Origin of the sequence: Lichenicoccus roseus (genome assembly GCF_005844085.1) — a bacterium.
GTDB lineage: Bacteria > Pseudomonadota > Alphaproteobacteria > Acetobacterales > Acetobacteraceae > Lichenicoccus > Lichenicoccus roseus.
In genome coordinates, this window is record NZ_VCDI01000004.1 from 132218 (window position 1) to 157351 (window position 25134).

Annotated in this window: 25 protein-coding genes; 16 read left to right on the top strand and 9 right to left on the bottom strand. The window is 68.1% G+C overall.

Annotated elements, in window-relative coordinates; genetic code table 11:
- Window positions 1–51: 51 nt before the first annotated feature.
- Window positions 52–288 (bottom strand): hypothetical protein, encoded by a 237-nt coding sequence (locus FE263_RS12990; protein ID WP_138326659.1) that lies wholly within the window; start codon window positions 286–288, stop codon window positions 52–54.
- 81 nt (window positions 289–369) lie between these two features.
- Window positions 370–1362 (bottom strand): ELM1/GtrOC1 family putative glycosyltransferase, encoded by a 993-nt coding sequence (locus FE263_RS12995; RefSeq protein WP_138326453.1) that lies wholly within the window; start codon window positions 1360–1362, stop codon window positions 370–372.
- Window positions 1363–1420: 58 nt separating this feature from the next.
- Here FE263_RS12995 and FE263_RS13000 point away from each other — a divergent pair, with 58 nt between their 5' ends.
- Window positions 1421–2194 (top strand): orotate phosphoribosyltransferase, encoded by a 774-nt coding sequence (locus FE263_RS13000; protein ID WP_408886189.1) that lies wholly within the window; start codon window positions 1421–1423, stop codon window positions 2192–2194.
- Window positions 2195–2231: 37 nt separating this feature from the next.
- The gene (locus tag FE263_RS13005) at window positions 2232–3080 is read left to right on the top strand and encodes a glutamate racemase (protein ID WP_240759520.1); all 849 of its coding nucleotides are present in this window, start codon (window positions 2232–2234) and stop codon (window positions 3078–3080) included.
- Here FE263_RS13005 and FE263_RS13010 read toward each other — a convergent pair.
- A complete protein-coding gene (locus tag FE263_RS13010) occupies window positions 3056–4003 on the bottom strand; it encodes a polyprenyl synthetase family protein (protein ID WP_138326661.1) in 948 nt (315 codons plus the stop codon). The two genes, FE263_RS13005 and FE263_RS13010, sit on opposite strands and share 25 nt — an antisense overlap.
- Before the next feature lie 277 nt (window positions 4004–4280).
- Between FE263_RS13010 and FE263_RS13015 the strand changes: the two genes are divergently transcribed.
- Complete coding sequence (locus FE263_RS13015) at window positions 4281–5069, top strand: tRNA1(Val) (adenine(37)-N6)-methyltransferase (RefSeq protein ID WP_138326455.1); 789 nt, start codon at window positions 4281–4283, stop codon at window positions 5067–5069.
- Window position 5070: 1 nt separating this feature from the next.
- On the opposite strand, the gene FE263_RS13020 is transcribed toward FE263_RS13015, so the two are convergent.
- Window positions 5071–5481, bottom strand: a complete 411-nt coding sequence (locus FE263_RS13020) for a hypothetical protein (protein ID WP_205880368.1) — start codon at window positions 5479–5481, stop codon at window positions 5071–5073.
- A 247-nt stretch (window positions 5482–5728) separates the two neighbouring features.
- Window positions 5729–6763 carry a ribonucleotide-diphosphate reductase subunit beta gene (locus FE263_RS13025; RefSeq protein WP_138326662.1) on the bottom strand — a complete coding sequence of 345 codons (1035 nt, stop codon included), beginning with the start codon at window positions 6761–6763 and terminating at the stop codon, window positions 5729–5731.
- A 179-nt stretch (window positions 6764–6942) separates the two neighbouring features.
- On the opposite strand from FE263_RS13025, the gene FE263_RS13030 reads away from it, so the two are divergent.
- Window positions 6943–7338 (top strand): VOC family protein, encoded by a 396-nt coding sequence (locus FE263_RS13030; RefSeq protein WP_138326456.1) that lies wholly within the window; start codon window positions 6943–6945, stop codon window positions 7336–7338.
- A 16-nt stretch (window positions 7339–7354) separates the two neighbouring features.
- Here FE263_RS13030 and FE263_RS13035 read toward each other — a convergent pair whose 3' ends face one another.
- Complete coding sequence (locus tag FE263_RS13035; protein ID WP_171034095.1) at window positions 7355–8605, bottom strand: MFS transporter; 1251 nt, start codon at window positions 8603–8605, stop codon at window positions 7355–7357.
- Window positions 8606–8759: 154 nt separating this feature from the next.
- Here FE263_RS13035 and FE263_RS13040 point away from each other — a divergent pair, with 154 nt between their 5' ends.
- On the top strand, window positions 8760–9827 hold the full coding sequence (locus FE263_RS13040; RefSeq protein ID WP_138326458.1) for a sugar phosphate isomerase/epimerase family protein: 1068 nt from the start codon (window positions 8760–8762) through the stop codon (window positions 9825–9827).
- Entirely contained in the window at window positions 9824–10969 is a 1146-nt protein-coding gene (locus tag FE263_RS13045; RefSeq protein WP_205880369.1) for a Gfo/Idh/MocA family protein, read from the top strand. Before FE263_RS13040 ends, FE263_RS13045 begins: the two co-directional genes overlap by 4 nt.
- Window positions 10970–10989: 20 nt before the next feature.
- Here FE263_RS13045 and FE263_RS13050 read toward each other — a convergent pair whose 3' ends face one another.
- Entirely contained in the window at window positions 10990–12081 is a 1092-nt protein-coding gene (locus FE263_RS13050; RefSeq protein WP_138326459.1) for a tartrate dehydrogenase, read from the bottom strand.
- A 206-nt stretch (window positions 12082–12287) separates the two neighbouring features.
- Between FE263_RS13050 and FE263_RS13055 the strand changes: the two genes are divergently transcribed.
- Both FE263_RS13055 and FE263_RS13060 read left to right on the top strand, forming a co-directional pair.
- Window positions 12288–13157, top strand: coding sequence for a hypothetical protein (locus tag FE263_RS13055; RefSeq protein ID WP_205880370.1), 870 nt, complete (start codon window positions 12288–12290; stop codon window positions 13155–13157).
- A 201-nt stretch (window positions 13158–13358) separates the two neighbouring features.
- Window positions 13359–13562: a hypothetical protein gene (locus FE263_RS13060; protein WP_138326460.1), complete on the top strand. Its 204-nt coding sequence runs from the start codon at window positions 13359–13361 to the stop codon at window positions 13560–13562.
- A gap of 49 nt (window positions 13563–13611) precedes the next feature.
- Here the strand turns inward: FE263_RS13060 and FE263_RS13065 are convergent, their stop codons facing one another.
- Window positions 13612–15522, bottom strand: a complete 1911-nt coding sequence (locus FE263_RS13065; protein ID WP_408886190.1) for a ribonucleoside-diphosphate reductase subunit alpha — start codon at window positions 15520–15522, stop codon at window positions 13612–13614.
- A 697-nt stretch (window positions 15523–16219) separates the two neighbouring features.
- On the opposite strand from FE263_RS13065, the gene FE263_RS13070 reads away from it, so the two are divergent.
- From FE263_RS13070 to FE263_RS13080, 3 genes are all read left to right on the top strand, one after another.
- Window positions 16220–16585 (top strand): PAS domain-containing protein, encoded by a 366-nt coding sequence (locus FE263_RS13070; protein WP_138326462.1) that lies wholly within the window; start codon window positions 16220–16222, stop codon window positions 16583–16585.
- A gap of 6 nt (window positions 16586–16591) precedes the next feature.
- Window positions 16592–17887 (top strand): sensor domain-containing diguanylate cyclase, encoded by a 1296-nt coding sequence (locus FE263_RS13075; RefSeq protein WP_138326463.1) that lies wholly within the window; start codon window positions 16592–16594, stop codon window positions 17885–17887.
- Window positions 17888–18077: 190 nt separating this feature from the next.
- Window positions 18078–19091: an EAL domain-containing protein gene (locus FE263_RS13080; RefSeq protein WP_338086722.1), complete on the top strand. Its 1014-nt coding sequence runs from the start codon at window positions 18078–18080 to the stop codon at window positions 19089–19091.
- A 72-nt stretch (window positions 19092–19163) separates the two neighbouring features.
- Here FE263_RS13080 and ilvD read toward each other — a convergent pair whose 3' ends face one another.
- On the bottom strand, window positions 19164–21026 hold the full coding sequence (ilvD, locus tag FE263_RS13085; RefSeq protein ID WP_138326464.1) for a dihydroxy-acid dehydratase: 1863 nt from the start codon (window positions 21024–21026) through the stop codon (window positions 19164–19166).
- A gap of 159 nt (window positions 21027–21185) precedes the next feature.
- Here ilvD and FE263_RS13090 point away from each other — a divergent pair, with 159 nt between their 5' ends.
- The 5 genes from FE263_RS13090 (at window position 21186) to FE263_RS13110 (ending at window position 25132) form a co-directional block, all read left to right on the top strand.
- Entirely contained in the window at window positions 21186–21428 is a 243-nt protein-coding gene (locus FE263_RS13090; protein WP_138326465.1) for a type II toxin-antitoxin system Phd/YefM family antitoxin, read from the top strand.
- A complete protein-coding gene (locus FE263_RS13095) occupies window positions 21428–21853 on the top strand; it encodes a type II toxin-antitoxin system VapC family toxin (protein ID WP_138326466.1) in 426 nt (141 codons plus the stop codon). The genes FE263_RS13090 and FE263_RS13095 overlap by 1 nt, the downstream gene beginning before the upstream one ends.
- A gap of 10 nt (window positions 21854–21863) precedes the next feature.
- Window positions 21864–23138: a GntP family permease gene (locus FE263_RS13100; protein ID WP_138326467.1), complete on the top strand. Its 1275-nt coding sequence runs from the start codon at window positions 21864–21866 to the stop codon at window positions 23136–23138.
- A 72-nt stretch (window positions 23139–23210) separates the two neighbouring features.
- Window positions 23211–23987, top strand: a complete 777-nt coding sequence (locus FE263_RS13105) for an OmpA family protein (protein ID WP_138326468.1) — start codon at window positions 23211–23213, stop codon at window positions 23985–23987.
- Entirely contained in the window at window positions 23984–25132 is a 1149-nt protein-coding gene (locus FE263_RS13110; protein ID WP_138326469.1) for a flagellar motor protein MotA, read from the top strand. The genes FE263_RS13105 and FE263_RS13110 overlap by 4 nt, the downstream gene beginning before the upstream one ends.
- Window positions 25133–25134 lie beyond the last annotated feature (2 nt).

Sequence of the window (25134 nt, forward strand, 5' to 3'; positions counted from 1 at the left end):
CGCAGGAAAAGCGCGCCGGATGACCAGCCTGGTGCGTCAGCGCGCCGGTTCTCAGCAGTCGCAGCCTCTGGTGGGGCCTTCCGCCTCCCTCACCACATGATGGTCGATCCATTCCGAGACCAGACGGCGCGCCTCGTCGATCGAGGCCTCGGGGTGGTGGATGCGATACAGCGTCGTGCAGGACTGGAAGGCGCGCAGGTCCGCCGTGCCGCAGCCGCGCAACTCTTTGTAGGCTGTCACAACGGCACGTTCGCAGTTGCGAGCAATCTGGCTCGTCCTAATGGCCACAGCCAACCTCTTTCTGCAAATCGTTCGCAACAATGACGCGTAGGCTAGACGTTACGGTCCAGGTCGCGCAAGACGTGACGCTCAGGACTTCGAAATAGTTCGCTGCACCGCAACAGCGGGCGCCGGCCGACCGAACCGCGCCTGGATCATCAGCGCGATGCGGCCGGCCTCGTCGAGGGGCTGCCGCGTCCATGGCGAAAGATCGTGCTCGAGAGGGCGGACCTGCCCCACCGCCAGCAGATGCGCCAGCAGTCGGCTGGCGGTTCCGGTCTCGCCGGCGGCCTGCGCCGCAAACACCGGGGCGGCGGCGGAACACGCCTCGGAGAGGGTGAGCGGACCGACGCGTGCGGTGACGACCGCGTCGGCGTGGGCAAGGAAGCCGAGGGTCGGGTTTTCGCCCGGCTCGCCAGCCCGGTAGATCAGGTGCAGGCAGTCGGACAGGCCAGCCATGAGGGCGTCCGCGGTCTGCAGCCCACCCGGCAGCACCGAGACCAGGACGCATCCGCCGCGCTCGCGGGCGAGGCTCGCCAGATGGCGTCCGACCTGCCAGGCGAACCGGCGGTCTGGGCTGCCGAACAGCAGCAGCAGCCTGGGATGCGGCAGATGCGCCAGCCTCTCGGTCCAGAGTTCGCGCGCCTGGGCGAGCAGCATGGGAGACACCACGTTCGGCGCCCCAAGCACCGGCACCAGGCGCCCATCCTCCGAGCGGTGGTCGGCCTGCAAGCCGGCACCGGCAGGCCCGCCCACCTGCTGCGGCAACACGATCATGTCGTACGGCAACATCGCGGAGAGCCGGGTTGAGCTGCAATGCACCACGCGGCAGCCATGGCGGGAGCGCAGCAGCAGGGCACGCAGCCCGGCACGACGGCCGGCCGAGAGGACCAGGCCCGGACCAGGGCCGCCGGGGCGATGCGGCTGCTTCGGAGCGGCGGTCAGGCGGCGGAACGGCAGGCCAAGCCGGCCTGCGATGGCGGTCGCCTGGCCACCGGCGGCGGTGCCCGTGTCGTCCAGCACCCAGACCGGTGGCTGCGGCAGCAGCGCCAGGCTCATGAGATCCGGTCCGGCCGTGAGCATGATGGATTTCCTGTGGTCATGCGGCTATCGCTGCCGCAGCAGATGAGGGGATGGCGTGATGGCAAACAAGGCGGGCGGACCGGAATCCGGCACCGACATGTCGGCGGGCAGCACGACCGACTGGGACCGCGATGCGGCACTCACGACGGCGCGTCTGCTGCTGGAGATCAAGGCGGTCAACTTCCGTCCCGAGGAACCCTACACGCTGACCTCCGGCTGGAGGTCGCCCGTCTATATCGATTGCCGCCGCATCATCTTCTTTCCGCGCGCCCGCGCCAAGATCGTCGAGCTGGGCGTCGAGAAGATCGGCCGTCATGTCGGCTACGAGAGCATCGACGTGGTGGCCGGCGGCGAGACCGCCGGCATCCCGTTCGCCGCCTGGATCGCCGACCGCATGCTCGCGCCGATGGCGTACGTGCGGAAGAAGCCGAAGGGTTTCGGCCGCAACGCGCTGATCGAGGGCGATGTTCCGGAGGGCAGGCGCACCCTGCTGGTCGAGGACCTGACCACCGACGGCGCGTCCAAGATCAAGTTCGCGAACTCGCTTCGCGAGGCGGGGGCGATCGTTAACCACGCCTTCGTGGTGTTCTTCTACGGCGTGTTCCCGGGTGCGCACCGGACGCTGGCCGACATGGACATCCAGCTGCATTCGCTGTGCACCTGGTGGGATGTGCTGGAGGCCTGTGCCGGCCGGCCGTATTTCTCCGAGAAGGCCGCCTCCGAGGTACGCCGCTTCCTCGACGACCCATGCGCCTGGTCGGCGCGGCATGGCGGCGTCGCCTCGGCGGAAGAGGCCCTGGCGCGCAAGGCGGCCCGGGAGGCCGAGGACTGATCCAGGCGCCGGGCTTCATGACGCGAGGCCCGCCTTCGTGACGAGGATACTCGCCTTCGACTCAGGCATCGGCGGCTATGGCATCGTCGGCGCCCTGCGCACGCGGCTGCCGCGGGCCGACATCACCATGCTGTCCGACAACGAGGTCTACCCGTATGGCGAGATCCCCGACACGGCGCTCGTCGCGCGCATCGAGCGGGTGATCGGCGCCGGCTTGGACGCGGTGCGTCCGGACGTGGTGGTGATCGCCTGCAACACCGCCAGCACGGTGGCGCTGGACGCCTTGCGGGGGCGCTTCGCCATTCCATTCGTCGGCACCGTGCCGCCGGTGAAGTGGGCTGCGTCGCTCAGCCGCACCCGGCATATCGGTCTGCTGGCAACGGCGGCCACGGTGCGGCGCCCCTACCTGCACGACCTTGCCGCCCGGTTCGCTGCGGACTGCACTCTGCTGGCGCACGGTGCGCGCGGCCTCGCCGATCTCGCCGAGGCCGCCTTCCGGGGCAGGCCGGTGCCGCAGGACGCCATCCGCCACGAACTGGCGGCGCTGTTCGGACAGCCGGGTGGCGGCCGGATCGACGTCGTCTGCATCGGCTGCACCCACTACAGCTTCCTGCTCGACGCGCTGCGTGCCGCCTCGCCCGACGGAATCCTCTGGCTGGATCCGGCGGAAGCGGTCGCGCGGCGCACTGCCGACGTGCTGGCGCAGCTTGGACTGGACGATACGGGCAACGGGGCGGGCGTTGCGTTGTTCACCGCGCCGCCGGCCGATCCGGAAGCGCTCCGTTGCGGCCTGCCCGGGTTCGGCTATCCGGACTTCTCGCTGCTGGAAATCGCCGAGACCGGGATCCCGGCCGGGACCGGCTACCGGCCGCGGCTGACCGTATAAAGCGCGATATCGCCCATCAGGCGGCGCAGGCGGCTGTCCGGGAACACTCCCAGCGCGTCGCGCGCGGCGTGCGCATAGTGGCGTGCCCGCTGCAGCGTGATCTCGATGCCGCCACGACGGGCGATCAGGTCCATGGCGTGGTCCAGGTCGGTCTCGTCCTGGCTGCTCTGCTCGATCACCCGGCGCCAGAACGCCCGCTCGGTCTCGTCGCCGGCACCGTAGGCAGCCAGAACCGGCAGGGTGATCTTGCCCTCGCGGAAATCATCGCCGACGGTCTTGCCAAGCTCGCCCTGGTCGGCGGCGTAGTCGAGCGCGTCGTCGACCAGCTGGAACGCCATGCCGAGATTGTCGCCGTAGGCCTGCAATGCCTGCTCCTCGGCTTGCGGACGCGCGGCGACCACGGCGCCGACCTGGCAGGCGGCCGCGAACAGGGCGGCGGTCTTGCCGTGGATGACGTCGAGATAGCGGTCCATCGGGGTCGACAGGTCGTTCTGCGTCGCCATCTGCAGCACCTCGCCCTCGGCGATGGTGGCGGACGCGTTCGACAGGATCGCCATCACCCGCAGCGAGCCGTCCTCGGTCATCAGCTGGAACGAGCGCGCGAACAGGAAGTCGCCGACCAGCACCGAGGCCTTGTTGCCGAACACCGCGTTGGCGCTGGCGAGGCCGCGGCGAAGCTGGCTCTCGTCGACGACGTCGTCATGCAGCAGGGTGGCGGTGTGGATGAATTCGACGCAGGCGGCGAGGTTGACGTGGCGCGGTACGCCGTGCCCGGCCTCGTAGCCGCACAGGCGAGCCGAGGCCAGGGTCAACAAGGGACGCAGCCGCTTGCCGCCGGCGGCCACCAGATGAGCCGCGAGCTGCGGGATCAGCGCGACCGGGCTGTCCATGCGCGCGACGATCGCCCGGTTGCAGGCGGCCATGTCGTCCGCGAGGAGATCGGACAGTTCGCGAAGCGCGTCGCTTCCGGTAGGGGGGAGCGCCTCACCCGGGCCGTCCAGATCACCCTCCCCGCCGTGGTCGGCATAGGAGGCAGGATTGGCTGCAGCGAGGTTGGCGGCAAGACTCAAGCACGATCCTCCCCCTGCTGCCGCTACCCGATCCGTCCGGGGTGCGTGGCACATATGAGCGGCGCCAGGGGGGTGGTCAAGCCAACGGCGGCGCAGCGATGCGGAGTGATCGAGGGATGAGGGCTGCGTCATGAGCCCGGCGGTGACCGACGATGCGTTGCTCGGCGGGCGCCTGCGCTACCGGCAGTTCCTGGACGGCTACCGGACCGGCATCGAGCCGGTGCTGCTGGCGGCCGCGGTTCCGGCCAGAGCCGGCCAGTCGGTGCTGGAAGCCGGCTGCGGAGCCGGGGCGGCGTTGCTGTGCCTCAGCAGCCGGGTTCCGGGCGTGATCGCGCACGGCATCGAGGCCGATGCGGAGACGCTGGAGGTCGCGCGCTGGAACATGCGGTCCAACGGGTTCGACGCCCGGCTGCATCAGGCGGTGCTGCCGCGCCTGCCGGCGGATGGGCTGCCGGACGGCCCCGACCCACGCCAGCCCGGACGGGCGAGCTTCGACCACATCCTGTGCAACCCGCCCTGGCACCGGGGCAATGCGACCGCGTCTCCGGTGCCGAAGCGTGACCTGGCGCGACGGGCGGCGGGCGGCCTGCTGGGGGAGTGGATCGCGGTGCTGGCGCCGCTGCTGGTACCGGGCGGCAGCTTCAGCCTGATCCTGCCGGCGGCGCTGCATGCAGAAGCCTGCGCTGCCCTGCTCCGGGGCGGCCTGGTTGGCGGCATCGCCCTGGTGCCGTTCTGGCCCAGGGTCGGCCGGCCGGCAAAGATCGTGCTGCTGCAGGGCCGTCGCGGCTCGCGGGCTCCGTCCACGATACTGCCCGGCCTGCTGCTGCACGAGCCGGGCGGGGTCTACTCCGCCGATGCGGAGAGGATCCTGCGCGACGGGGCGGCGCTAGAACTCCAGAGGTGGTCCCCAGGACGATAGCCTAGCCGGCGGGGAAGTCCATGTTGAAGGCGGCGCCATCCTGCGTCTCGTGCAGTGCGTATGCCTGGACCGGCAACCTGGCGCGCGCGGCCAGTTCCTCGCTCGTGGTCTCGGCATGCCGGAGATGCCACAGCCGCTGATGCGCCGCGATCAGGCTCTCCATGACCCGCCGACGACCCGGATCGACGGTGCCGCCGCGCTGGCCGATTACCGTCTCCAGGATCGTGAGCAGTTGCGCCGCGATATCGAGGTCCCCGAGGTCACAGGCCTGGTGCGCCGCGACCAGGATCCGCTCCGGGAGGCGACGGCTCTGCCTGGGAGCGGTGCCGACCTGCACGCCGAGTGCACGGGAGACCGTCGCCGGCAACCCTTGCATGAGATCTGACAGATCAAGGACGTCGTTGGCACGCATGTCCGTCTGCATTCTTTGCCTCGTCTTGCCCTGCCACGCAGCAAGGTGACCTGCCGCACGCCGCGTGGTTCGAACGATATATAATCGTCAATCGGTCAAGAGGGAACTGCTCTCGTTCTCGTGAGGGTGCTTTTTTTCGGCTGTGGTGCCGGAAAACCGCCACTTCATCCCGGCCCGATCGGGCCGGAGACAAAATGACTTTCCGAGTCAATGCCTTGCTTGCATGCGCTTGCCGATCAGCGGCGGCTCAGCCGGCTGCGAAGACGCTGTCCTCGAATGCCTCTTCCCACGTCCCGGCGGTCGAGGCGCGGCTGTATTCCGTGGACCGGTTCTCGAAAAAGTTCGCGTGCTCGACGGCGTTCAGCATGTCATCGAGCCAGGGCAGCGGGTTGCTCTCGATATGATAGAGCGGATCCAGTCCGAGCTGGGTCAGCCGGCGGTCGGCGATGAAGCGGATGTAGGTCTTGACCTGCCCGGCATTCAGCCCCTCGACCGAGCCAAGCTCGAAGGCGAGGTCGATGAAGGCGTCCTCGTGTTCGACGATGGTGGCGCAGACCTGGGTGAGTTCCGAGCGCAGCGCGTCGGTCCAGATCTCCGGGTTTTCCTGGATGAACACCCGGAACAGCCGGATCACCGACAGGCAGTGCAGCGTCTCGTCGCGCACCGACCAGGAGACGATCTGGCCCATGCCCTTGAGCTTGTTGAAGCGCGGGAAGTTCAGCAGGATCGCGAACGAGGCGAACAGCTGCAGCCCCTCGGTGAAGGCGCCGAAGGCGGCCAGGGTCTTGGCGATCTCGTGCTTGGACGAGACCGTAAAGCCCTGCATGTAGTCGTACTTGTCCTTCATCTGCTTGTACTTCAGGAACGCCGAGTATTCGAGCTCCGGCATTCCGATGGTGTCGAGCAGGTGGCTGTAGGCCGCAATATGGATGGTCTCGATGTTGCTGAACGCCGACAGCATCATCAGCACTTCGGTGGGTTTGAACACCTGGCTGTAGTGCTTCATGTAGCAGTTGTTCACTTCCACGTCGGACTGCGTGAAGAAGCGGAAGATCTGCGTCACCAGGTTCTGCTCGCCGGCCGACAGGCTGCGATGCCAGTCCTTCACGTCATCCGCGAGCGGCACCTCCTCCGGCAGCCAATGCACGCGCTGCTGCGTGAGCCAGGCCTCGTAGGCCCAGGGATACCGGAACGGCTTGTAGACCGGATTGGCGGTGAGCAGGTCGAAGCGCTGCTCGGGCTGGGTTGCGGCCGGCGTGGGAACCGGGAGGTTGTCGATCATGCTGTCCATCGGCGCACTCTAGGACGCGCCACACGGGCCTTCCAACGATTCGAGAAGCGGCTTCTGCTACACCTTGATGTGTTGCTTTTTCGAGACCGCGGGCCTTGACTGCCGCCTCGTCGCAATTGCCGCCCCTACCGCCAAGCTATCCTCCACTCTCCGGACCAGCAGGCCCAGCCATGGCGAAGATGATCCATTCGATGATCCGGGTGCGCGACGAGGCGGCCTCGCTGGCCTTCTACCGCACGGCGTTCGGGCTCGACGTGGTGGACCGATACCGCTTCGACCGCTTCACCCTGATCTACCTGCGCAATGCCGAGCAGGGCTTCGAACTCGAGCTCACCGTCAACGCCGGCCAAGAGGTGCCGTACGACCCCGGCAACGGCTACGGCCATCTTGCCGTATCGGTCGAGGACATAGAGGCCGAGCACGCACGCCTCGAGAGCGCCGGGCTGAGCCCCCTGCCGGTGAAGGCGATGTCGCACGAGGGGACGCCCCTCGCGCGGTTCTTCTTCGTGTCGGATCCGGATGGCTACAAGATCGAGGTCATCCAGCGCGGCGGGCGCTTCGTCTGATCGGGAGACCAGCCGTTCAGGTCCCCGCCGTCGCCTCCAGTTCCTGACCGGGCGGGATGCGGCGCAGGCACAGCGTGCCCCACAGGCCGAGCGAGGCGCCGGTCGCCACCACCAGCCAGGTCAGCGTCGGCTGGCCATGGTTCGACATCACCGTCCACAGAACGCTGCCGACCACGAAGCCCATGACCTGCATGGCCGAGAGGAAGCCCACCGCGGTGCCACGCACCCGGGTCGGGAAGCTCTCGCCCTGGTAGGCGTAGCCCGCCCCCGACCAGGTGCCGTTGGTGGCCTGATACAGCAGGAAATACACCAGCACGACGGCGACATGGTCCTGCACGTACAGGAACAGTACGGTGAGCGGAGCGACCAGGATGCCGGTGACGATGATCACTTCGCGCCGGCCGAGCTTCTCGCCGAGCCAGCCGCCGATGATGTAGAAGAAGAACCCGATGCCGCCACAGGCGAGCAGCAGTCCGCTGGCCTGCGACGAGCTGAAGCCCTTGTACTGGGTGAGCCAGTAGGTGATGTAGAAATTGGTGGCGACGTAGCTGGCGCCGTAGAACACCCAGACGATCGCAAGCCAGACCAGCTGCCGGCGCACCGGGCCGGGCGACATCAGCATCTCTGTCACCGGCACATGGTCGGGATCGGCGGTGGTGCCGCGGGCATGCTCGAAGCGCTCGCTCTCGCGGATGAAGATCCGGCCGACGATGACGGCAAGCACCGGCAGCACGCCGAGCAGGAACACGAACCGCCAGCCGAGATGGCCGAAGACCAGATAGACGCCGGAGGCCAGGAACACGCCGAGCGGCCAGCCGCCCTGCACGATCGAATACAGGAAGCCACGATTGCGCGCCGGCACCTGCTCGTTGACGATGGTGATCGAGACGGCAAGTTCGGAATAGGCCAGTCCCGCGGCGAGCGCGCGCACGAACACCAGTTCCCAGAAGCCCTGCACCAGGCAGGTGAGGCCGGTGAACAGGGCGGTGCCGGTCAGGCAGAACATCCAGACCCGTCGGCGGCCGAGCCGGTCCATCGCGTAGCCCGCGAAGATGGTGATCATGAACTGCGCGCCGAACACGAAGAAGCCCAGGACGCCGAGGCCGGTGCTGGAGATATGCAGGTCACGCGCGATGTCGGGCAGCGCCAGCACCAGCAGGTTCACGTCGTAGGAGGCGAGGCTCCAGCCGGCCAGCGCGATGGCGATCAGGTAGACCAGGTAGCGGCGGTCCTGGCTTTGGGCGACCCGTACGGGCGACGGGCGCATCGGTTCGCTTAGTGTTGGCACCGCGTCTCTCCCACTGCGCAGCCGGCTCTGCGCCCGGCTCACAGGTAGACTAAGCATACCAGTTGCGACTTGACCATCCGGGGCCGGCCCGCTGAGGTGTGGAAATCGCACCAGATGCGGAGGGAGGCACATCATGAAGACCCTGAAGGGTCCAGGACTGTTTCTGGCCCAGTTCGCCGGAGACCAGGCACCATTCGACAGCCTCGCCGGCATCGCGCGATGGGCACGCGACAGCGGCTTCGACGGTGTGCAGGTGCCAAGCTGGGACGGGCGGCTGTTCAACCTCGCTCGTGCCGCCGAGAGCGACACCTATTGCGACGAGGTGCGTGGCACCCTCGCCGACGCGGGCGTCGCGCTCACCGAACTGTCCACCCACCTGCAGGGCCAGCTCGTCGCCGCGCACCCGGCCTACGATATCGGCCTGGATGGCTTCGCGCCGGCGACGGTGCACGGCAATCCGGCGGCGCGGCAGGCCTGGGCGGTGGAGCAGCTTCACCTGGCGGCCCGGGCTTCCCGCCGGCTCGGCCTCACCGCGCACGCGACCTTCTCCGGCGCGCTGCTGTGGCCCTACCTCTACCCGTTTCCGCAGCGCCCGCCCGGGCTGGTGGAAGCCGGTTTCGAGGAGCTCGGGCGGCGCTGGCGGCCGATCCTGGATGCCTTCGACGAGGCCGGATGCGACCTCTGCTACGAGCTGCATCCGTCCGAGGACCTGCATGACGGCGTGACCTTCGAGATGTTTCTCGCGGCCGTGGGCCAGCACCCGCGCGCCAACATCCTGTACGACCCGAGCCATTTCGTGCTGCAGGTGATGGATTATCTCGGCTTCATCGACGTCTATCACCAGCGCATCCGCATGTTCCACGCCAAGGACGCCGAGTTCAACCCGAGCCCGCGCCAGGGCGTATACGGCGGCTACCAGCCCTGGCTGCAGCGCGCCGGACGCTTCCGCTCGCTCGGCGACGGCCAGGTCGATTTCGGCGCCATCTTCTCCAAGCTTGCCGCTCACGATTTCGACGGCTGGGCAGTGCTGGAATGGGAATGCTGCCTGAAGGCGCCGGAAGTCGGTGCGCGCGAGGGCGCAGAGTTCATCCGCCACCACATCATCCCGGTCACCGCGCGGGCGTTCGACGATTTCGCCGATGGCGGCACCGATCTCGCCGCCAACCGCCGCATGCTCGGCCTCACGGAGACATCAGCATGACCACACGTCGCCTGCGCCTCGGCATGGTCGGTGGCGGCGAAGGCAGCTTCATCGGCGCCGTGCACCGCCTCGCCGCCCGCATGGACGACCAGTATGAGCTGGTCGCCGGCGCCTTCTCCTCCGACCGCGAGCGCGGCGCCCGATCGGGTGCGGCGCTGCATGTGCCGTCCGACCGCATCTATCCCGACTTCGAGACGATGGCGCAGGCCGAGGCAGCGCGCGACGACCGCATCGACGTGGTCAGCGTGGTGACGCCGAACGACAGCCACGCCGCCATCTGCAGTGCCTTCCTGCGTGCCGGCATCGGCGTGATCTGCGACAAGCCGCTGACCACCACGATCGAGGATGCACGGTCGCTGCGCACCCTGGTGCGTCAGACCGGCCTGCCGTTCATCGTGACGCACACCTATGCCGGCTATCCGATGGTACGCGAGGCGCGCGCGATGGTCGCCGCCGGCGCGCTGGGCACGATCAGGCTGGTGCAGGTGGAATATCCGCAGGACTGGCTGAGCGAGCCGGTGCGCAGCAAGCAGGCGGACTGGCGCGTCGATCCGGCGAAATCCGGTCCCACCGGCTGCACCGGCGATATCGGCACGCACGCGCATCACCTCGCCTGCTACGTCAGCGGCCTGGAGGTCGAGACGCTGCTCGCCGAACTCAGCACCATGGTGCCGGGCCGCGCGCTCGACGACAACGTCGGCATGCTGCTGCGGTACAAGGGCGGTGCGCGCGGCATGCTGTGGGCAAGCCAGGTGGCGCCGGGCGACGCCAACGGACTGCGCGTGCGCGTGTATGGCGAACGCGGCTCGCTGTTCTGGGTGCAGCAATTCCCCAACCAGCTGCAGCACACGCCGCTGGGCGAGGCGACGCGCACGCTGTTCCTCGGCATGAAGGGATTGTCGCCGGTGGCGGTTGCCGGCGCGCGGGTTCCCGCCGGTCATCCGGAGGGATATCTGGAAGCCTTCGCGCAGCTCTACACCGATGCCGCCGCGGTGATCCGGGCGCACGCCGACGGACACCGGGCGGACACCGAGCTGGATCTGCTGCCCGGCATCGATGCCGGCGTGCGTGGCGTCGCCTTCATCATGGCGGCGCTGCGGTCGAGCGAGGCGGGCGGCTGCTGGACCGCGATCGAGGACTGAAGCCCGTCCAGGCGACGCGCTCAGCCGAGCGCGTCCGCCACCGCCTTGCCACAGGTCGCGGTATCGGCACGGCCGCCCAGGTCGCAGGTACGCAGCGACGGCTCCGACAGCACCCGCTCGATCGCCGCCTCCACGGCGGTCGCGGCTTCGCTTTCGCCGAGATGCTCGAGCATCATGGACGCCGCCCAGATCTGGCCGATCGGATTGGCAATCCCCTGCCCCGCGATGTCCGGCGCGGAGCCGTGCACCGGCTCGAACAGGGATGGATAGCGCCGCTCGGGGTCGATGTTGCCGGCGGGTGCGATGCCGATCGTGCCGGTGCAGGCGGGCCCTAGGTCGGACAGGATGTCGCCGAACAGGTTCGACGCCACGATGACGTCGAAATGGTCGGGCCGCTGCACCAGATGGGCGCACAGTATGTCGATATGGAAGCTGTCCGTCTCGATGTCCGGATAGTTCCTCGCCATCTCTCGAAAGCGCTCGTCCCAGTATGGCATCGAGATCGAGATGCCGTTCGACTTGGTCGCCGACGTGACCCGGCGGCGCCCCTGCTTGCGCGCCAGCTCGAAGGCGTAGCGCATGATGCGGTCGACGCCGATTCGCGTCATGACGGTTTCCTGCACCACAAACTCGCGATCGGTGCCGGCAAACATCCGCCCGCCCACCGAGGAATACTCGCCCTCGGTGTTCTCGCGCACGATGACGTAGTCGATGTCGCCGTGCTTGCGGCCCGCGAGCGGCGAGGCCACGCCAGGCATCAGCCGGACCGGGCGGACATTCGCGTACTGGTCGAATTCCCGCCGCATGGCGACCAGGGAACCCCACAGCGAGACATGGTCGGGGATCTTGTCCGGCCAGCCGACGGCGCCGAAGAACACCGCGTCGTGGCCGCCGATGCGGTCCTTCCAGTCCTCGGGCATCATCCTGCCGTGCGATGCATAGTAGTCGTACGAGGCGAAATCGAACTGGTCGGTCTCGATCCGGAAGCCGTACCGCCTGGCCGCCGCTTCGAGGACCCGCAATCCCTCGGGCACGACCTCCTTGCCGATGCCGTCCCCCGGGATCACGGCGAGACGGTACACCCTGTTGGTCCCGGCAGTATCGTTGGTCATGCTCGCCTCCCTTGGAACGGCGTGAAGATGATAGCGCGGGATCGAGAATGCCACTTCTACCCGGACCACAGCGGCGCGAGCGACGTCCTGCTCGTGCCGGCACTTGCCGTCGCGGCGCCGTCGCGTAGCCTCGGGCGACTGCAGGTCGGCACCGCGGGGCGACGTCCGGCAAGTCATGCGAGAACCCCGTGCAAAGGCTTGCCATGATGAACGCCGACCTTGTCGATCCGATGGAAGCGGGACGCTTCGACCCGTCGCCGGGCGCGAACGCGTTCGACGCGGCCGACCGGCTGATCGCCGAGACTCTAGTGGCGTGCCGCACCCGGCTCGGCCGGCCGATCCTGACGGGGCTCTGCGGGGCGCAGGGCAGCGGCAAGTCGACCACCGCGGCGCGGCTCAGGCATCGTCTGGAGAGTGCCGGCCATCCCACCGTGGTGCTGTCGCTCGACGATTTCTACCTGACCCGCGCCGAGCGGATATCGCTCGGGCGCGACGTGCATCCGCTGCTCGAGACCCGGGGGGTCCCGGGGACGCACGATCTCGACCTTGCCCTCGCCACCATCGACGCGCTGCTCGCCGGACACGAGGTCGCACTGCCGGTGTTCGACAAGACCCGCGACGACCGCGCGCCGCCACAGGCGTGGCCGCACTCCCCCGCCAGGGTGTCGATCGTGATCCTGGAGGGCTGGTGCGTGGCGGCACGGCCGATGCCGGAGGAGCACCTCGCGACACCGGTCAACAGGCTCGAGCAGGAGGAGGATGGCGGCGGGGAATGGCGCCGCCACGTCAATGCGGCGCTCTCCGGCCCCTACCGCGAGCTGTTCGGGCGGCTGGACTACCGGGTGCTGCTGCTGGCGCCCGGCTTCGAGCATGTCCATGCGTGGCGGCTCGAGCAGGAGGAGCGGCTCGACCGCGTTCCCGGTTCCGCCCTGCCCTCGATGGATGCCGCCGCGGTGGCGCGCTTCATCGCGCACTACGAACGGGTGACGCGCTGGATCCTCGAGGACCAGCCGGCGGACCTGGTGATCGGGATCGGCCCGGACCGGACGCCGCTCACCTGGCGGTTCAACGACTGAGCGCCGAGCTGGCCGGACGGTGCTGCAGCCGTCCGGCCGTCCGGGCGGAAAGCCGCTGAAGGCGCTGGCCGGCATCCAGCCGGAGGGATCGATGATGGCGCCCGGCTGTTTCAAACCCGGAAGAATCCCGGCCGTTCAAGCTTCATGCGCTCGATCGACGGGCCAGTGGAGAACGCGATGACAGTGCGGTGGACCGTGGCCATGGGCGCCCTGCTTCTGACGCTGGCGGCATCGGCCTGTGCCGGCAATGGCCCGGGCACCATACATCAGGGCGCGCTCGCCCCCGGCTCGCTCGCCCGGGCCCCGGTCGGCGCCAGCCAGATGGGACCGGAGAGCGTCGGAGTCGCCGGGACCGGACCCGCCGGGTCCGATGCAGACGTCGGGGACGGAACCTACGGCTGGTAGCGCCGCGGCAATCTCGGTGCCAGGCGCGCATTCCGACCGGTCGAGGCTTCTACTGGCAGGCCAGGCATTCCTCGTAGTCGGTGCTGGACTGCCGCGGCGGTGACGCCATGGGGGGGACCGCCGCCTCCTGCTGCAGGATGTCGGTCTTGACCGCCATGTCACTGACGGTGTCGGCGCGCTGGATCGAGAGCGACCGGCAATAGTACAGCGACTTCAGGCCGCGCGACCATGCCATCATGTGGATCTGGTGCAGGTCGCGCTTGTGGATGTCGGCCGGCAGGAACAAATTCACCGACTGGCTCTGGCAGATATATGGCGTCCGATCCGCCGCATGTTCCACCACCCAGCGCTGGTCGAGTTCGAACGCGGTCTTGAACACGTCCTTTTCCTGCTGCGTCAGGAAATCCAGGTGCTGCACGCTGCCCTTGGTGAGCGTGATCGAGGACCATACCTCGTCGCGATCCTGCCCCTTGGAAGACAGCAATCTCTGCAGATGCCGGTTGCGCACGGTGAACGATCCCGACAGCGTCTTCTGCAGGAACACGTTGGCGGCGATCGGCTCGATGCCCGGGCTGGTGGCGCCGGTGATGATCGAGATCGACGCGGTCGGCGCAATTGCGATCTTGTGCGAGAAGCGCTCCATGACCCCGTATTCCGCGGCGTCCGGGCAGGCGCCCTTCTCTTCCGCCAGCATGCGCGATGCGGCGTCGGCCTGGCTGCGCAGATGCTGGAACATGCGCTTGTTCCAGACCTTGGCGATGACGCTTTCGAACGGGATGTTGTTGGCCTGCAGGAACGAATGGAACCCCATCACGCCGAGCCCGACCGAACGCTCCCGCGCGGCGGCATATTTCGCCCGCGCCATCTCGTCCGGTGCGCGGTCGATGAAGTCCTGCAGCACGTTGTCGAGGAACCGCATCACGTCCTCGATGAACAGCGGATGGTCTTTCCACTCGAACCAGGTCTCGAAATTGACCGACGACAGGCAGCACACCGCGGTACGCTGCTGGCCGTGCTGGTCGATACCGGTGGGCAAGGTGATCTCGGAGCACAGGTTGGAGGTCTTGACCTCCAGCCCGGCCAGCTTGTGGTGCTCGGGACGCGCGTTGTTCACATGGTCCGAATAGATGATGTACGGCTCGCCCTGCTCCATCCGCGCGGTCAGGATGCGTATCCACAGGCTGCGCGCCGACACCTTGCGGATATGCGCGCCGTCCTTCGGCGACACCAGAGCCCATTCCTCGTCGGCCTGCACCGCGCGCATGAACCCGTCCGGGATCAGCACGCCGTGATGCAGGTTCAACGCCTTGCGGTTTGGATCGCCGCCGGTCGGGCGGCGCATCTCGATGAATTCCTCGATCTCCGGGTGCCAGACCGGCAGGTAAACCGCCGCGGAGCCACGACGCAGCGAGCCCTGCGAGATCGCCAGCGTCAGGCTGTCCATCACCCGGATGAACGGGATCACCCCCGAGGTCTTGCCGTTGCGCCCGACATTCTCGCCGATGGAACGCAGGTTGCCCCAGTAGGAGCCGATGCCGCCGCCCTTGGACGCCAGCCAGACATTCTCGTTCCACAGCCCGACGATGCCCTCCAGGCTGTCGCTGGCCTCGTTCAGGAAGCAGGAGATCGGCAGCCCGCGTGTGGTGCCGCCGTTCGAGAGCACCGGGGTCGCCGGCATGAACCAGTGCCGCGACATGTAGTCGTAGATGCGCTGGGCGTGCGGCTGGTCGTCGCCGTAGAAGCTGGCGACACGGGCGAACAGGTCCTGGTAGCTCTCGCCGGGCAGCAGGTATCGGTTGTCCAGGGTAGCGCGGCCGAAATCGGTCAGCAGCGCATCCCGCGAGCGGTCGACCCGCACCTGGTGGCGGCCCGGCATCTGCACCGCATCGACCAGCATGTCGGGGTGAGCCGCCTCGTCCGCGCTCGCATCCGGCCGGGTCTTCGCTTCGTGCAGGGTCATCAGCTTCTCCGCGGGGCCCATCCACCCTGCTCCCCGGGAATGAGAAGCAGACGCTACATGATGGGCTCTATTACGACGTCGACCACTAGATAAGGTTCAGGCGACGGGCGCAAGTATTCGGTAAGTGGGCGCTTCGAAGGTGTTGCAGCCTCAACACGATGAGCCGGACGATCCCCTCGATCCACAGGCTGTGGACAACAGTCCGACTCGCCAGGATCGGACCACGCTTCGCCCCGCCGCGCATGGGAGGGCCCGATCCGGGGGCATGGCGGCGCTCTTCGGCCCCGGGGGACCCGTCGGCGCGCGTCTCCCTGCAGGCCGGGCCACCCGTAAGGCCCCTCGCGGATCCACCCGCCGCCGGAGACAAGGACGTCGGATATCCAGCCGGATCGCCGCCATCGGCGTGCCTGACGTGATCTCGCAGGCACAGTGATGCGAACCGGCCCGCCCACGCTGTGCGCTCCGACCCCGCACTCGATTGTTACCCGACCGGATCGGGCAGCGGCGCCGAAGGTCCGTCTTTTTGTTTCAACTCGTCCTAAATATTGGTCTTGAATGCGGACGCAATTACCAACGGTTTCAGTTGTGTGCCCGCAACAACATGTTTAATTAGGTGCGATAATTCTTCTCGCCGTGCTGGCGCTAGCGAAAGGATGTCTCAAGTTGAATATCGACGACAGGCTGAGGAACGCGACCGGTGCCCCCTTCATTCGACGAAGTCACGTTGGATCTTCTGGACGCTGCGACAGCCTCCGAGCTCGATGATCTCCCGTTCGGGGTGATCGGCTTCGACCGCGACGGGATGATCGAAACCTACAACGCGATGGAGTCCAAGCTCGGCGGCCTTTCCCAGGAGAGGGTCATCGGCCGCCATCTCTTCCAGGCGATAGCACCTTGCATGAATAACTTCATGATCGCGCAGCGCTTCGAGGACGAGCCGGATCTGGACGAGCGCATCGAGTATGTCCTGACGTTTCGGATGCGACCGCAGCCGGTGATCCTGCGTCTGCTGCAGCAGCGCTACCGTGCCCGTCGCTACATCGCCATCCTCCGGCGCACCTGACCGGCCATGAGCGACATCTTGGCAGGGTCTGGACTCGAGGCCGATTACGAACTGCTCCTCTCCTTCCTCTACATGTGTCCGGCCGGCCTGCTGCAGATCGACCCGTCCGGCGCGGTGCGGATGGCCAATCCCCTCGCCGCCCAGCTCCTGCTGCCGCTGGGAGGCAGCCCGGTCCTCGACAACCTGTTCGAACGTCTGGAGACCTTCGCGCCGGAGATACGCAATCTCGCTTCGTCCTACAGCGCACCGCGCGGAACGATCTGCGCGAGCCATCGTGTCTTCGTGAATAAATCCTGGTCGAATCCGGAGGTGCTCTCGATCAGCCTCTTGCGTGTCGACCGCGATTGCCTGATGGCCGTCGTGACCGACATCTCGCTGCAGGTGAAGCAGGAGCGGCAGCTCAAGCAGACGGAGTCGTGGTTCGAGGCGATCTTCACGGGCGTCAACGATTTCGCCTTCTTCGCCCTCGACCGCTACGGACTGATCGAGGAGTGGAACAGCTCGGGCCTCCGCCAGACTGGCTTCGAGACCGCGGAGATGCTGGGCCGCACACTTCATTGTCTGTATGCGTCCGACGAGAATATCCGTCACAAGCCGGAACTTCAGCTCGAGGCAGCGCGCCGCGAAGGCTGGCATGTCGATGAAGGCCGGTGCGTCCGCAAGGACGGAAGCCGCTACTGGAGCCAGAGCCTGGTTGCAGCGCTGCGCGAGGAGAATGGCGAGATCTGTGGCTTCTCGATGGTTCTGCGCGACATCACCGAGCGGCGCGTGACCGCCGCCGAGGTGCAGCGCCTTCTCACGACCGATCATCTGACCGGGGCCGTGAACCGCGCGCGGTTCTTCGAGCTTGCGGAAACCGAGATCGCCCGCTGGCATCGGCATCGCCGGCCACTCTCGGTCGTCATGATCGACCTCGACCACTTCAAGCACGTCAACGACACGAGCGGACATGCCGCCGGCGATCAGGTATTGCGCGTGACCGTCGAACGCTGCCGCACCGTCCTGCGGTCGTTCGATATCGTGGCGCGCATGGGTGGCGAGGAGTTCGTGATCCTGCTGCCCGGCACCGACGATCTGGAAGTCGTGGAGATCGCCGAACAAATCCGGGCCGTCATCGCAACCGAACCGGTCGTGGCCGGTGACCTCCTGCTTGCGATCACCGCCAGCCTCGGTTGCGCGACGATCAGCGAGGACGCGGAGGATCTGGATGCGCTGCTCAAGCTCGCGGATGAAGCACTCTACCGTGCCAAGCGGCGGGGGCGGAACCGGGTGGAGACGCAACCGGTTCTGAACCCCCCGTGAACAGGCGACCGGCTTGTGGACCGCTCCGGGACGGTCTGTCCTGTTCCGTGGCAGTACCGATCACGGCGTGGATGCGCCGGTCGCATGATGTCGTTACAGTTTTTGCAGCCGGCCCCTGGGCGACCGGCCTCGCGCTGGCCAAGCCCTATATCGTCCGGCGCACGCTCCCGTCGTTCCTCACCAACGCTGCTTGCTCTGCAGCAGCAGACTGGATCTCCCGATGCAAGATCGAGTTTCTGTCGAGGCTGTCGCAGCCGATCAGGCTGCGGAAGCAGGCAGCCAGAGCATGACGACGGACAGGCGCAGGCCGGACCGTCTCGAGACGGTCGCCCCTGGCCTGATCGGACTCCTGCGCAGTCCAGGTCCGACAGAGGCAGTCGAGCCCATCGGTGCCCCGCCACAGGAAGAGCGGCCCGCAGCGGCCGCAAAGGCGAAAGCCGCTGGATGTGTCGCGTGCCGAACGGGCAAGCCGGCGTTCCCGTTCACGATGGCGTTCCAGCCGATCGTCGATATCCGGAACAACCGCATCGATGCCTATGAGGCACTGGTGCGCGGACCACAATCCGAGGGCGCCCGGTATGTCCTGGACCAGGTGACCGCGGAGAACATGTACAGCTTCGACCAGGCCTGCCGGGTCAAGGCCATAGAGATGGCGGCTGGCCTGGGCGTCGACCGGCAGCTGAGCATCAACTTCCTGCCCAATGCAGTCTACGATCCTCGTGCCTGCATCAGGGCAACCCTGGAGGCCGCAGGGCGCACGGGATTCCGTCTTGATCTCCTGACCTTCGAGATCCTGGAGTCGGAGACGGTCACCGATACCGCGCATCTGCTGGATATCATCCGTGAATACAGGAAGCACGGCTTCAAGATCGCACTGGATGATTTTGGGACCGGGCATTCCGGCCTGGCGCGGCTTGCCGATCTGCGGCCGGATATCGTGAAAGTCGACAGGGCGCTGGTCAGGGATTGCGACAGGGACGGCACCAGGCTGGCGATCCTGTCGGCAATCGTCCGCCTTGGCGCGGAGATCGGGGTGAAGGTCGTCGTCGAGGGCGTGGAACGCGCGGAAGAGGCCCAGGCCCTCCGTTCGGTCGGGGTCCGTTTCATACAGGGCTTCTATTTTGCCAAGCCGTTGTTCGAGGGCATCGCGCACGATGGCGATATTCCCTGGCTCGCCAGCGAGGTTCCAAGCCACGCATCGTGAGGGGGGCCGCCCCGGACCGCCACCGCCGCGCACGGCACGGTGCGCGGCGAGCCACAGGAGAGGGCGTGCAGGTCAGCCGCGCCGCTGCACCTGGGTGACGTCGCGGACAGCGCCCCGGCTGGCGCTGGTGGTCAACGCCGCATAGGCCTGCAGCGCCGGCGACACGATGCGCTCGCGGTCCGGCTGCCATCCGGCTGCCCCGCGCGCATCCATCGCCGCCCGGCGCCCGGCCAGCGCCTCGTCCGACACCGCCACCGACAGCCTGCGGGACGGGATGTCGATCTCGATCCGGTCACCCTCCTCGATCAGCCCGATGGCGCCGCCTTCCGCCGCTTCCGGCGACATGTGGCCGATCGACAGCCCGGCGGTGCCTCCGGAGAAGCGCCCGTCGGTGATCAGCGCGCAGGACTTCCCGAGCCCCTTCGACTTCAGGTAGCTGGTCGGATACAGCATCTCCTGCATGCCGGGGCCGCCCTTGGGGCCCTCGTAGCGGATCACCACCACGTCGCCCGCCACCACCCGGTTGCCCAGGATGGCGGACACCGCGTCGTCCTGGCTCTCGAAGATCCGCGCCGGACCGTTGAACACCAGCGAGGCCGGATCGACACCGGCGGTCTTCACGATGGCACCTTCGGGCGCGATGTTGCCGAACAGCACCGCAAGGCCTCCGTCACGGCTGAAGGCGTGCTCGAGGTCGCGGATCACGCCGGTCGCCCGGTCGGTGTCGAGCTCGACATAGCGGCTGTCCTGGCTGAAGGCCTGCGTGGTGCGCACGCCGCCGGGTGCTGCGCTGAACAGGGTGCTGGCGGTGTCGCCCGGTTCGCGGCCAGGCGCCCGGACATCCCACCGCTGCAGCGCCTCCGCCATGGTCGTGGCATGGACGGTGGCCGTGGTGGTGTCGATCAGACCGGCACGGTCGAGCTCGCCCAGGATCGCCATGATGCCGCCGGCGCGGTGGATGTCCTCCATGTGCACATCGGCCTTGGATGGCGCCACCTTGCACAGGTTCGGCACCTGCCGCGACAGCCGGTCGACATCGGCCATCACGAACGGCACCTCGCCCTCGTGGGCGGCCGCCAGCAGGTGCAGCACGGTGTTGGTCGAGCCGCCCATGGCGATGTCGAGCGACATCGCGTTCTCGAATGCCGCCATCGTGGCGATGCCGCGCGGCAGGGCGGCCGCATCGTCCTGCTCGTACCAGCGGCGGGCCAGGTCCACGATGGTCCAGCCGGCCTCGACGAAAAGCTTGCGCCGGTCGGCGTGGGTGGCGAGCAGGCTGCCATTGCCGGGCAGCGCCAGGCCGAGCGCCTCGGTCAGGCAGTTCATCGAGTTCGCCGTGAACATCCCCGAGCATGAGCCGCAGGTCGGGCAAGCCGAGCGTTCCATGACCTCGCTCTCGGCGTCGGACACGTTCGGGTCGGCGCCGGCGACCATGGCGGTGATCAGGTCGGCACGCTTGATGACGCCATCGGCGACGATCTTGCCAGCCTCCATCGGGCCGCCGGAGACGAACACCACCGGGATGTTCAGGCGCATCGCGGCCATCAGCATGCCGGGGGTGATCTTGTCGCAGTTGCTGATGCAGACCAGGGCGTCGGCGCAGTGCGCGTTCACCATGTATTCGACGGCGTCGGCGATCAGCTCGCGCGACGGCAGGCTGTACAGCATCCCGGAATGACCCATGGCGATGCCGTCATCGACCGCGATGGTGTTGAACTCCTTGGCGACGCCGCCGGCTGCCGCGATCTCGCCGGCGACCAGCTGGCCGAGGTCCTTGAGGTGGACATGGCCGGGCACGAACTGGGTGAAGGAGTTGGCGATGGCGATGATCGGCTTGCCGAAATCGCCGTCCTGCATGCCGGTCGCCCGCCACAGGCTGCGGGCGCCGGCCATGTTGCGTCCATGCGTGGTGGTGCGGGAGCGGTATGCGGGCATCGGTCGGGTCCTGGGCTGATCGCTGGTGCGTCTATATGAAAAGCATCCTACGCCAAGCCGCCGCCGAGGCGAACTGCAAGCCCGGAATTCATCCGCAACTCCTCTGGCATCACCCCATCGCCCTCGTTAGATGACTATCCACCTGGTCAGCAGGGCAGCATGCAAGCGGTCAACCTGGCGGACGCCAAACCCCGGCTGAGCGAGCTGGTCGAGCGCGCCGAGGCGGGCGACGCCATCGACATCGCCCGGCGTGGCAAGCCCGTCACCCGGCTCACCGCGGTGTCCGCACCGCGTCGGCGCATCGAGCCGGCGACGCTGCGAAGCCTGACAGATACATTGCCGCGACGCTGTGAGGATGCCGCCCGGCTGGTGCGCTCGATGCGGCACGACGACCGCTGCTGATGTCCTACCTGGACACGTCGGTGATCGTTGCCTCGTCGTCCAGCGAAGCCTCGACGCAGCGCATCCAGGCCTGGCTGGGCGAGCAGGATCCGGCCCTGCTCATGACCAGCGACTGGACCGTCCCGGAGATGTCCTCCGCCCTGGCCATCCGGTCGCGCGACCGGCGCATCACGCTGGAGCAGCGCGCGGCGACGCTCGCCCTGTTCGACAGGCTGACCGCCGAGAGCCTCACCATCCTGCCGATCTCCGGCAGCCATTTCCCGAGAGCGGCCAGGTTCGTCGACCAGCACACGCCCGGGCTGCGTGCCGGCGATGCCCTGCATCTCGCCACCGCATCGGACCATGGCGCCGCCGTGCAGACGCCCGACAAGCGGCTCGCCGAGGCCGGACCGTTGGTCGGCGTGCCCACCCGGCAGCTGGCCTGACCGCCGTCCGATGCAGGCCGCCTGGAGCCCGCACGACACCAGGCTGATCCTCGCCTGCGCCGCCTCGCTGGGTGTCATCGTGACGCTGATCGGCTGGCTGCGTGTCGTGCCGTTCCTCGCCATCCTGCTCGGCGATATCGGCCTGATCATCGCCCTCGGCGCCCTGCTCGGCGGACTGGTCACCGAAAGCGGGGCGGCTGCGCGCATCGTGGACGCGGTCGTGCGCGACACCAGGCCGGGACTGCTGCCATGGCTCGTCGCCCTGGCCGCCATGGTGATCGGCCTGCCGCTGTTCTTCGAGGTCGGGCTGGTCATCATGATCCCGGTGATCTTCGCCCTCGCCGCCCGCGCCGGGCTGCCGGTGCTGCGCATTGCGGTGCCGGCGCTCGCCGGACTGACCACCTTGCACGCGCTGGTGCCGCCGCATCCCGGCCCGCTCATCGCGATCGCCGCCCTGCACGCCGACCTCGGGCGCACGCTGGGCTTCGGCCTGCTCATCGCGATACCGGCGGCGATCCTGGCCGGCCCGGTCTACGGCAATGCCCTGGCCCATCACGTGGTGATCGGTCCCATGCCCATCGAGCCCGCTCCCGTGGCCGTCCCCCGGCGGTCGCTCGCCCTCTCGATCGCGGTCATCCTGCTGCCGGTGGCGCTGATGCTCTGCCGGACGCTGGCGAAGCTCGGCCTGCTGCCCGTCCCGGTTGCCCGTACGCTCGATGTCGTCGGAGAGCCGGTCGTCGCCCTCACGTTGTCGGTCACCTTCGCCCTCGTCACCCTCGGCTGGGGCATGAGAAACTCGGGCCTGGGTCGGGTGCGGGCCGGCGAGACGATGCGCGACAGCCTGGCGCCGATCGCGGTCCTGCTGCTGACCATCGGCGCCGGCGGCGGCTTCAAGCAGGTGCTGGTGATTGCCGGCATCTCGCGCACGGTCGCCGGCATCGCCGCCGGCACCCACATGCCGGTGCTGGTGCTCGCCTGGCTGGTCGCGGTGCTGCTGCGCCAGGCCACCGGGTCGGCGACGGTCGCCACCACAACCACCGCCGGCCTGCTGGCGCCGTTGCTGCCCGGGCTGCACATGAGCCCGGACCACGTTGCCCTGCTGGTGCTCGCGATCGGCGCCGGCTCGGTGTTCTTCTGCCACGTCAACGATGCCGGCTTCTGGATGGTCCGGGAATTCTTCGCGCTGCGGCTGCGGCAGACCCTGCTGGTCTGGTCGGTGCTGCAGACGATCGTCTCGGTGGTCGGGCTGGCCGGGGCCTCCCTGCTCTGGTGGCTCACCGGCTAGACGTCTGGCGTTCAGAGGCCCGGTTGAGCATCGGGCGAGTGTCGTCTAGCGTCGCGCGCAATGCGTCCATCGATGAACCCGGTCGGCAACGTCCGACACGCGCTGCTGATGATCCTGCTGAGCGCCAGCGCTCTCGCTCCCGCGACGCGGGCGTTCGCGCAGTCCGCCGGCGACCAGCGCGCCCTGGACTCGCTCGGCGGCGCGAAGCCGAAGCAGGCTGCGCCGGCACACCCGGCCCATCGCCACCCGGCCCATCACGCGGTGCACCAGGCGGGCGCCCAGCCTGCAGCCAGCGCCGCGTCCTCGCACATGCCGGCCGGCGTCGCCATGCCTCCGCCGGTGCCGACGACGCCGCCCGCCCCGCCGATCATCAAGCCGCCGATCATCAACGTGCCGCTGCATCCGGAGCCGCCGCCGCCGCCGGTCCCGGTGGTCGCCGGCGCCAAGGGGAAGGCGACCGCGAGCCATGGCGGCACCCGGATCACCTTCGGCGATGGCAGCGCGGATTTGAATGCCGGCACCATGCAGGCGGTGCGCGATTTCGCCGCCAGCCTGAAGGCGGACCCCGTCGCGCGGGCGCAGATCGACGCCTACGGCAACGGCAGTCCGGATGACCCGTCGACGCCACGCCGGCTGTCGCTTTCGCGTGGCCTCGCGGTGCGCGCCGTGCTGATCAACTCCGGCATCCCGTCCACCCGGATCTATGTGCGCGCCATCGGACGCCCGCTCGACAACAGCGAGCCCGACCGCGTCGACCTTGCCCGCTCGGACCTCGATGCGCCGACCACCACGTCCGCCGCTGTCGCCAGCACACCGGCGGCCTCCACCACACCGGCAAAGGTGCCATGACCAAACCACTGACCTATCTCGTCCGCATGCTGGTGTTCCTGGCGGTGGTCGCCGCGGTCACCGCAACGCTGCTGCCGACCCTGATCAGCGCCTTCAACAACAACCCGCTGCTGGATGGCCTGATCCTCGGCGTGCTGGCGCTCGGCATCCTGTGGAACCTGGTCACCGTCGCCAGGCTCAATCCCGAGGTGCGCTGGCTGGAGACGCTGCGTCATCCACGCGCCGGGCTTGCTCCGCCACCATCGCCGAAGCTGCTGGCGCCGATGGCGTCGATGATCGCGTCGCGCAACCGCGCCGACCGGCTCACCCTCTCGACCCCGGCGATGCGCTCGCTGCTCGACAGCCTGTCCTCGCGCCTCGACGAGAGCCGCGAATTGTCGCGCTACATGATCGGGCTGCTGATCTTCCTCGGCCTGCTCGGCACCTTCTACGGCCTGCTGCTGACGGTGAGCGCGATTTCCGAGGTGATCGCCAACCTCTCGATCAGCACCGGCGACGTCAACCTGATGTTCGACCAGCTGAAATCCGGGCTGGCGCGGCCGCTGCACGGCATGGGCACGGCGTTCTCCGGATCGATGTTCGGCCTCGCCGGCGCGCTGGTGCTCGGCTTCCTCGACCTCACCGCAGGCCAGGCGCAGAACCGCTTCTTCAACGAGCTGGAGGAATGGCTCGCCGGCATCACCCGCTTCTCCGGCGGTTTCGGTGGCGAAGGCGAGGCGCCGATGCCGCACTACGTGCAGGCGCTGCTGGAGCAGACCGCCGAGAACCTCGACGGCCTGCAGACGGTGCTGTCGCGCAGCGACGAGGCACGTTCGTCGCAGACCCACACGCTCAACACGCTGTCCGAGCGCATCGGCGATCTTGCCGAGATGATGCGCGCGAACCAGACGCTGATGCATCGCGTCGCCGAGGGCCAGGCCGCGCTGGCTCCGGTGCTGAAGCGCCTGGCCGACGCACAGGACAACCGGATCGAGAGCGACAGCTCGCGGGAGACGCGGGAGCATCTGCGCGCGATCGAGCGGCTGCTCGGGCGCATGCTGAGCGAGAACGAGCAGGGCCGGACGCAGAGCACCACCGAGCTGCGCGGCGACATCCGGCTGCTGACGCGCACCCTGGCCGCCATCGGCGGCAATCCGAATCCTTGATG

What these genes read in the sequence shown, in the direction of transcription:
- FE263_RS13050 (WP_138326459.1), bottom strand. Translation starts at nt 12,081, where the DNA reads ATGACCAACGATACTGCCGGGACCAACAGGGTGTACCGTCTCGCCGTG.
- FE263_RS13035 (WP_171034095.1), bottom strand. Translation starts at nt 8,605, where the DNA reads ATGCGCCCGTCGCCCGTACGGGTCGCCCAAAGCCAGGACCGCCGCTAC.
- FE263_RS13015 (WP_138326455.1), top strand. Translation starts at nt 4,281, where the DNA reads ATGAGCCCGGCGGTGACCGACGATGCGTTGCTCGGCGGGCGCCTGCGC.
- FE263_RS13090 (WP_138326465.1), top strand. Translation starts at nt 21,186, where the DNA reads ATGCAAGCGGTCAACCTGGCGGACGCCAAACCCCGGCTGAGCGAGCTG.
- ilvD (WP_138326464.1), bottom strand. Translation starts at nt 21,026, where the DNA reads ATGCCCGCATACCGCTCCCGCACCACCACGCATGGACGCAACATGGCC.
- FE263_RS12995 (WP_138326453.1), bottom strand. Translation starts at nt 1,362, where the DNA reads ATGCTCACGGCCGGACCGGATCTCATGAGCCTGGCGCTGCTGCCGCAG.
- FE263_RS13040 (WP_138326458.1), top strand. Translation starts at nt 8,760, where the DNA reads ATGAAGACCCTGAAGGGTCCAGGACTGTTTCTGGCCCAGTTCGCCGGA.
- FE263_RS13105 (WP_138326468.1), top strand. Translation starts at nt 23,211, where the DNA reads ATGAACCCGGTCGGCAACGTCCGACACGCGCTGCTGATGATCCTGCTG.
- FE263_RS13075 (WP_138326463.1), top strand. Translation starts at nt 16,592, where the DNA reads ATGAGCGACATCTTGGCAGGGTCTGGACTCGAGGCCGATTACGAACTG.
- FE263_RS13025 (WP_138326662.1), bottom strand. Translation starts at nt 6,763, where the DNA reads ATGATCGACAACCTCCCGGTTCCCACGCCGGCCGCAACCCAGCCCGAG.
- FE263_RS13000 (WP_408886189.1), top strand. Translation starts at nt 1,421, where the DNA reads ATGGCAAACAAGGCGGGCGGACCGGAATCCGGCACCGACATGTCGGCG.
- FE263_RS13065 (WP_408886190.1), bottom strand. Translation starts at nt 15,522, where the DNA reads ATGACCCTGCACGAAGCGAAGACCCGGCCGGATGCGAGCGCGGACGAG.
- FE263_RS13100 (WP_138326467.1), top strand. Translation starts at nt 21,864, where the DNA reads ATGCAGGCCGCCTGGAGCCCGCACGACACCAGGCTGATCCTCGCCTGC.
- FE263_RS13045 (WP_205880369.1), top strand. Translation starts at nt 9,824, where the DNA reads ATGACCACACGTCGCCTGCGCCTCGGCATGGTCGGTGGCGGCGAAGGC.
- FE263_RS13110 (WP_138326469.1), top strand. Translation starts at nt 23,984, where the DNA reads ATGACCAAACCACTGACCTATCTCGTCCGCATGCTGGTGTTCCTGGCG.
- FE263_RS13020 (WP_205880368.1), bottom strand. Translation starts at nt 5,481, where the DNA reads ATGCGTGCCAACGACGTCCTTGATCTGTCAGATCTCATGCAAGGGTTG.
- FE263_RS13060 (WP_138326460.1), top strand. Translation starts at nt 13,359, where the DNA reads ATGGGCGCCCTGCTTCTGACGCTGGCGGCATCGGCCTGTGCCGGCAAT.
- FE263_RS13010 (WP_138326661.1), bottom strand. Translation starts at nt 4,003, where the DNA reads ATGGCCGCCTGCAACCGGGCGATCGTCGCGCGCATGGACAGCCCGGTC.
- FE263_RS13095 (WP_138326466.1), top strand. Translation starts at nt 21,428, where the DNA reads ATGTCCTACCTGGACACGTCGGTGATCGTTGCCTCGTCGTCCAGCGAA.
- FE263_RS13030 (WP_138326456.1), top strand. Translation starts at nt 6,943, where the DNA reads ATGGCGAAGATGATCCATTCGATGATCCGGGTGCGCGACGAGGCGGCC.
- FE263_RS13055 (WP_205880370.1), top strand. Translation starts at nt 12,288, where the DNA reads ATGAACGCCGACCTTGTCGATCCGATGGAAGCGGGACGCTTCGACCCG.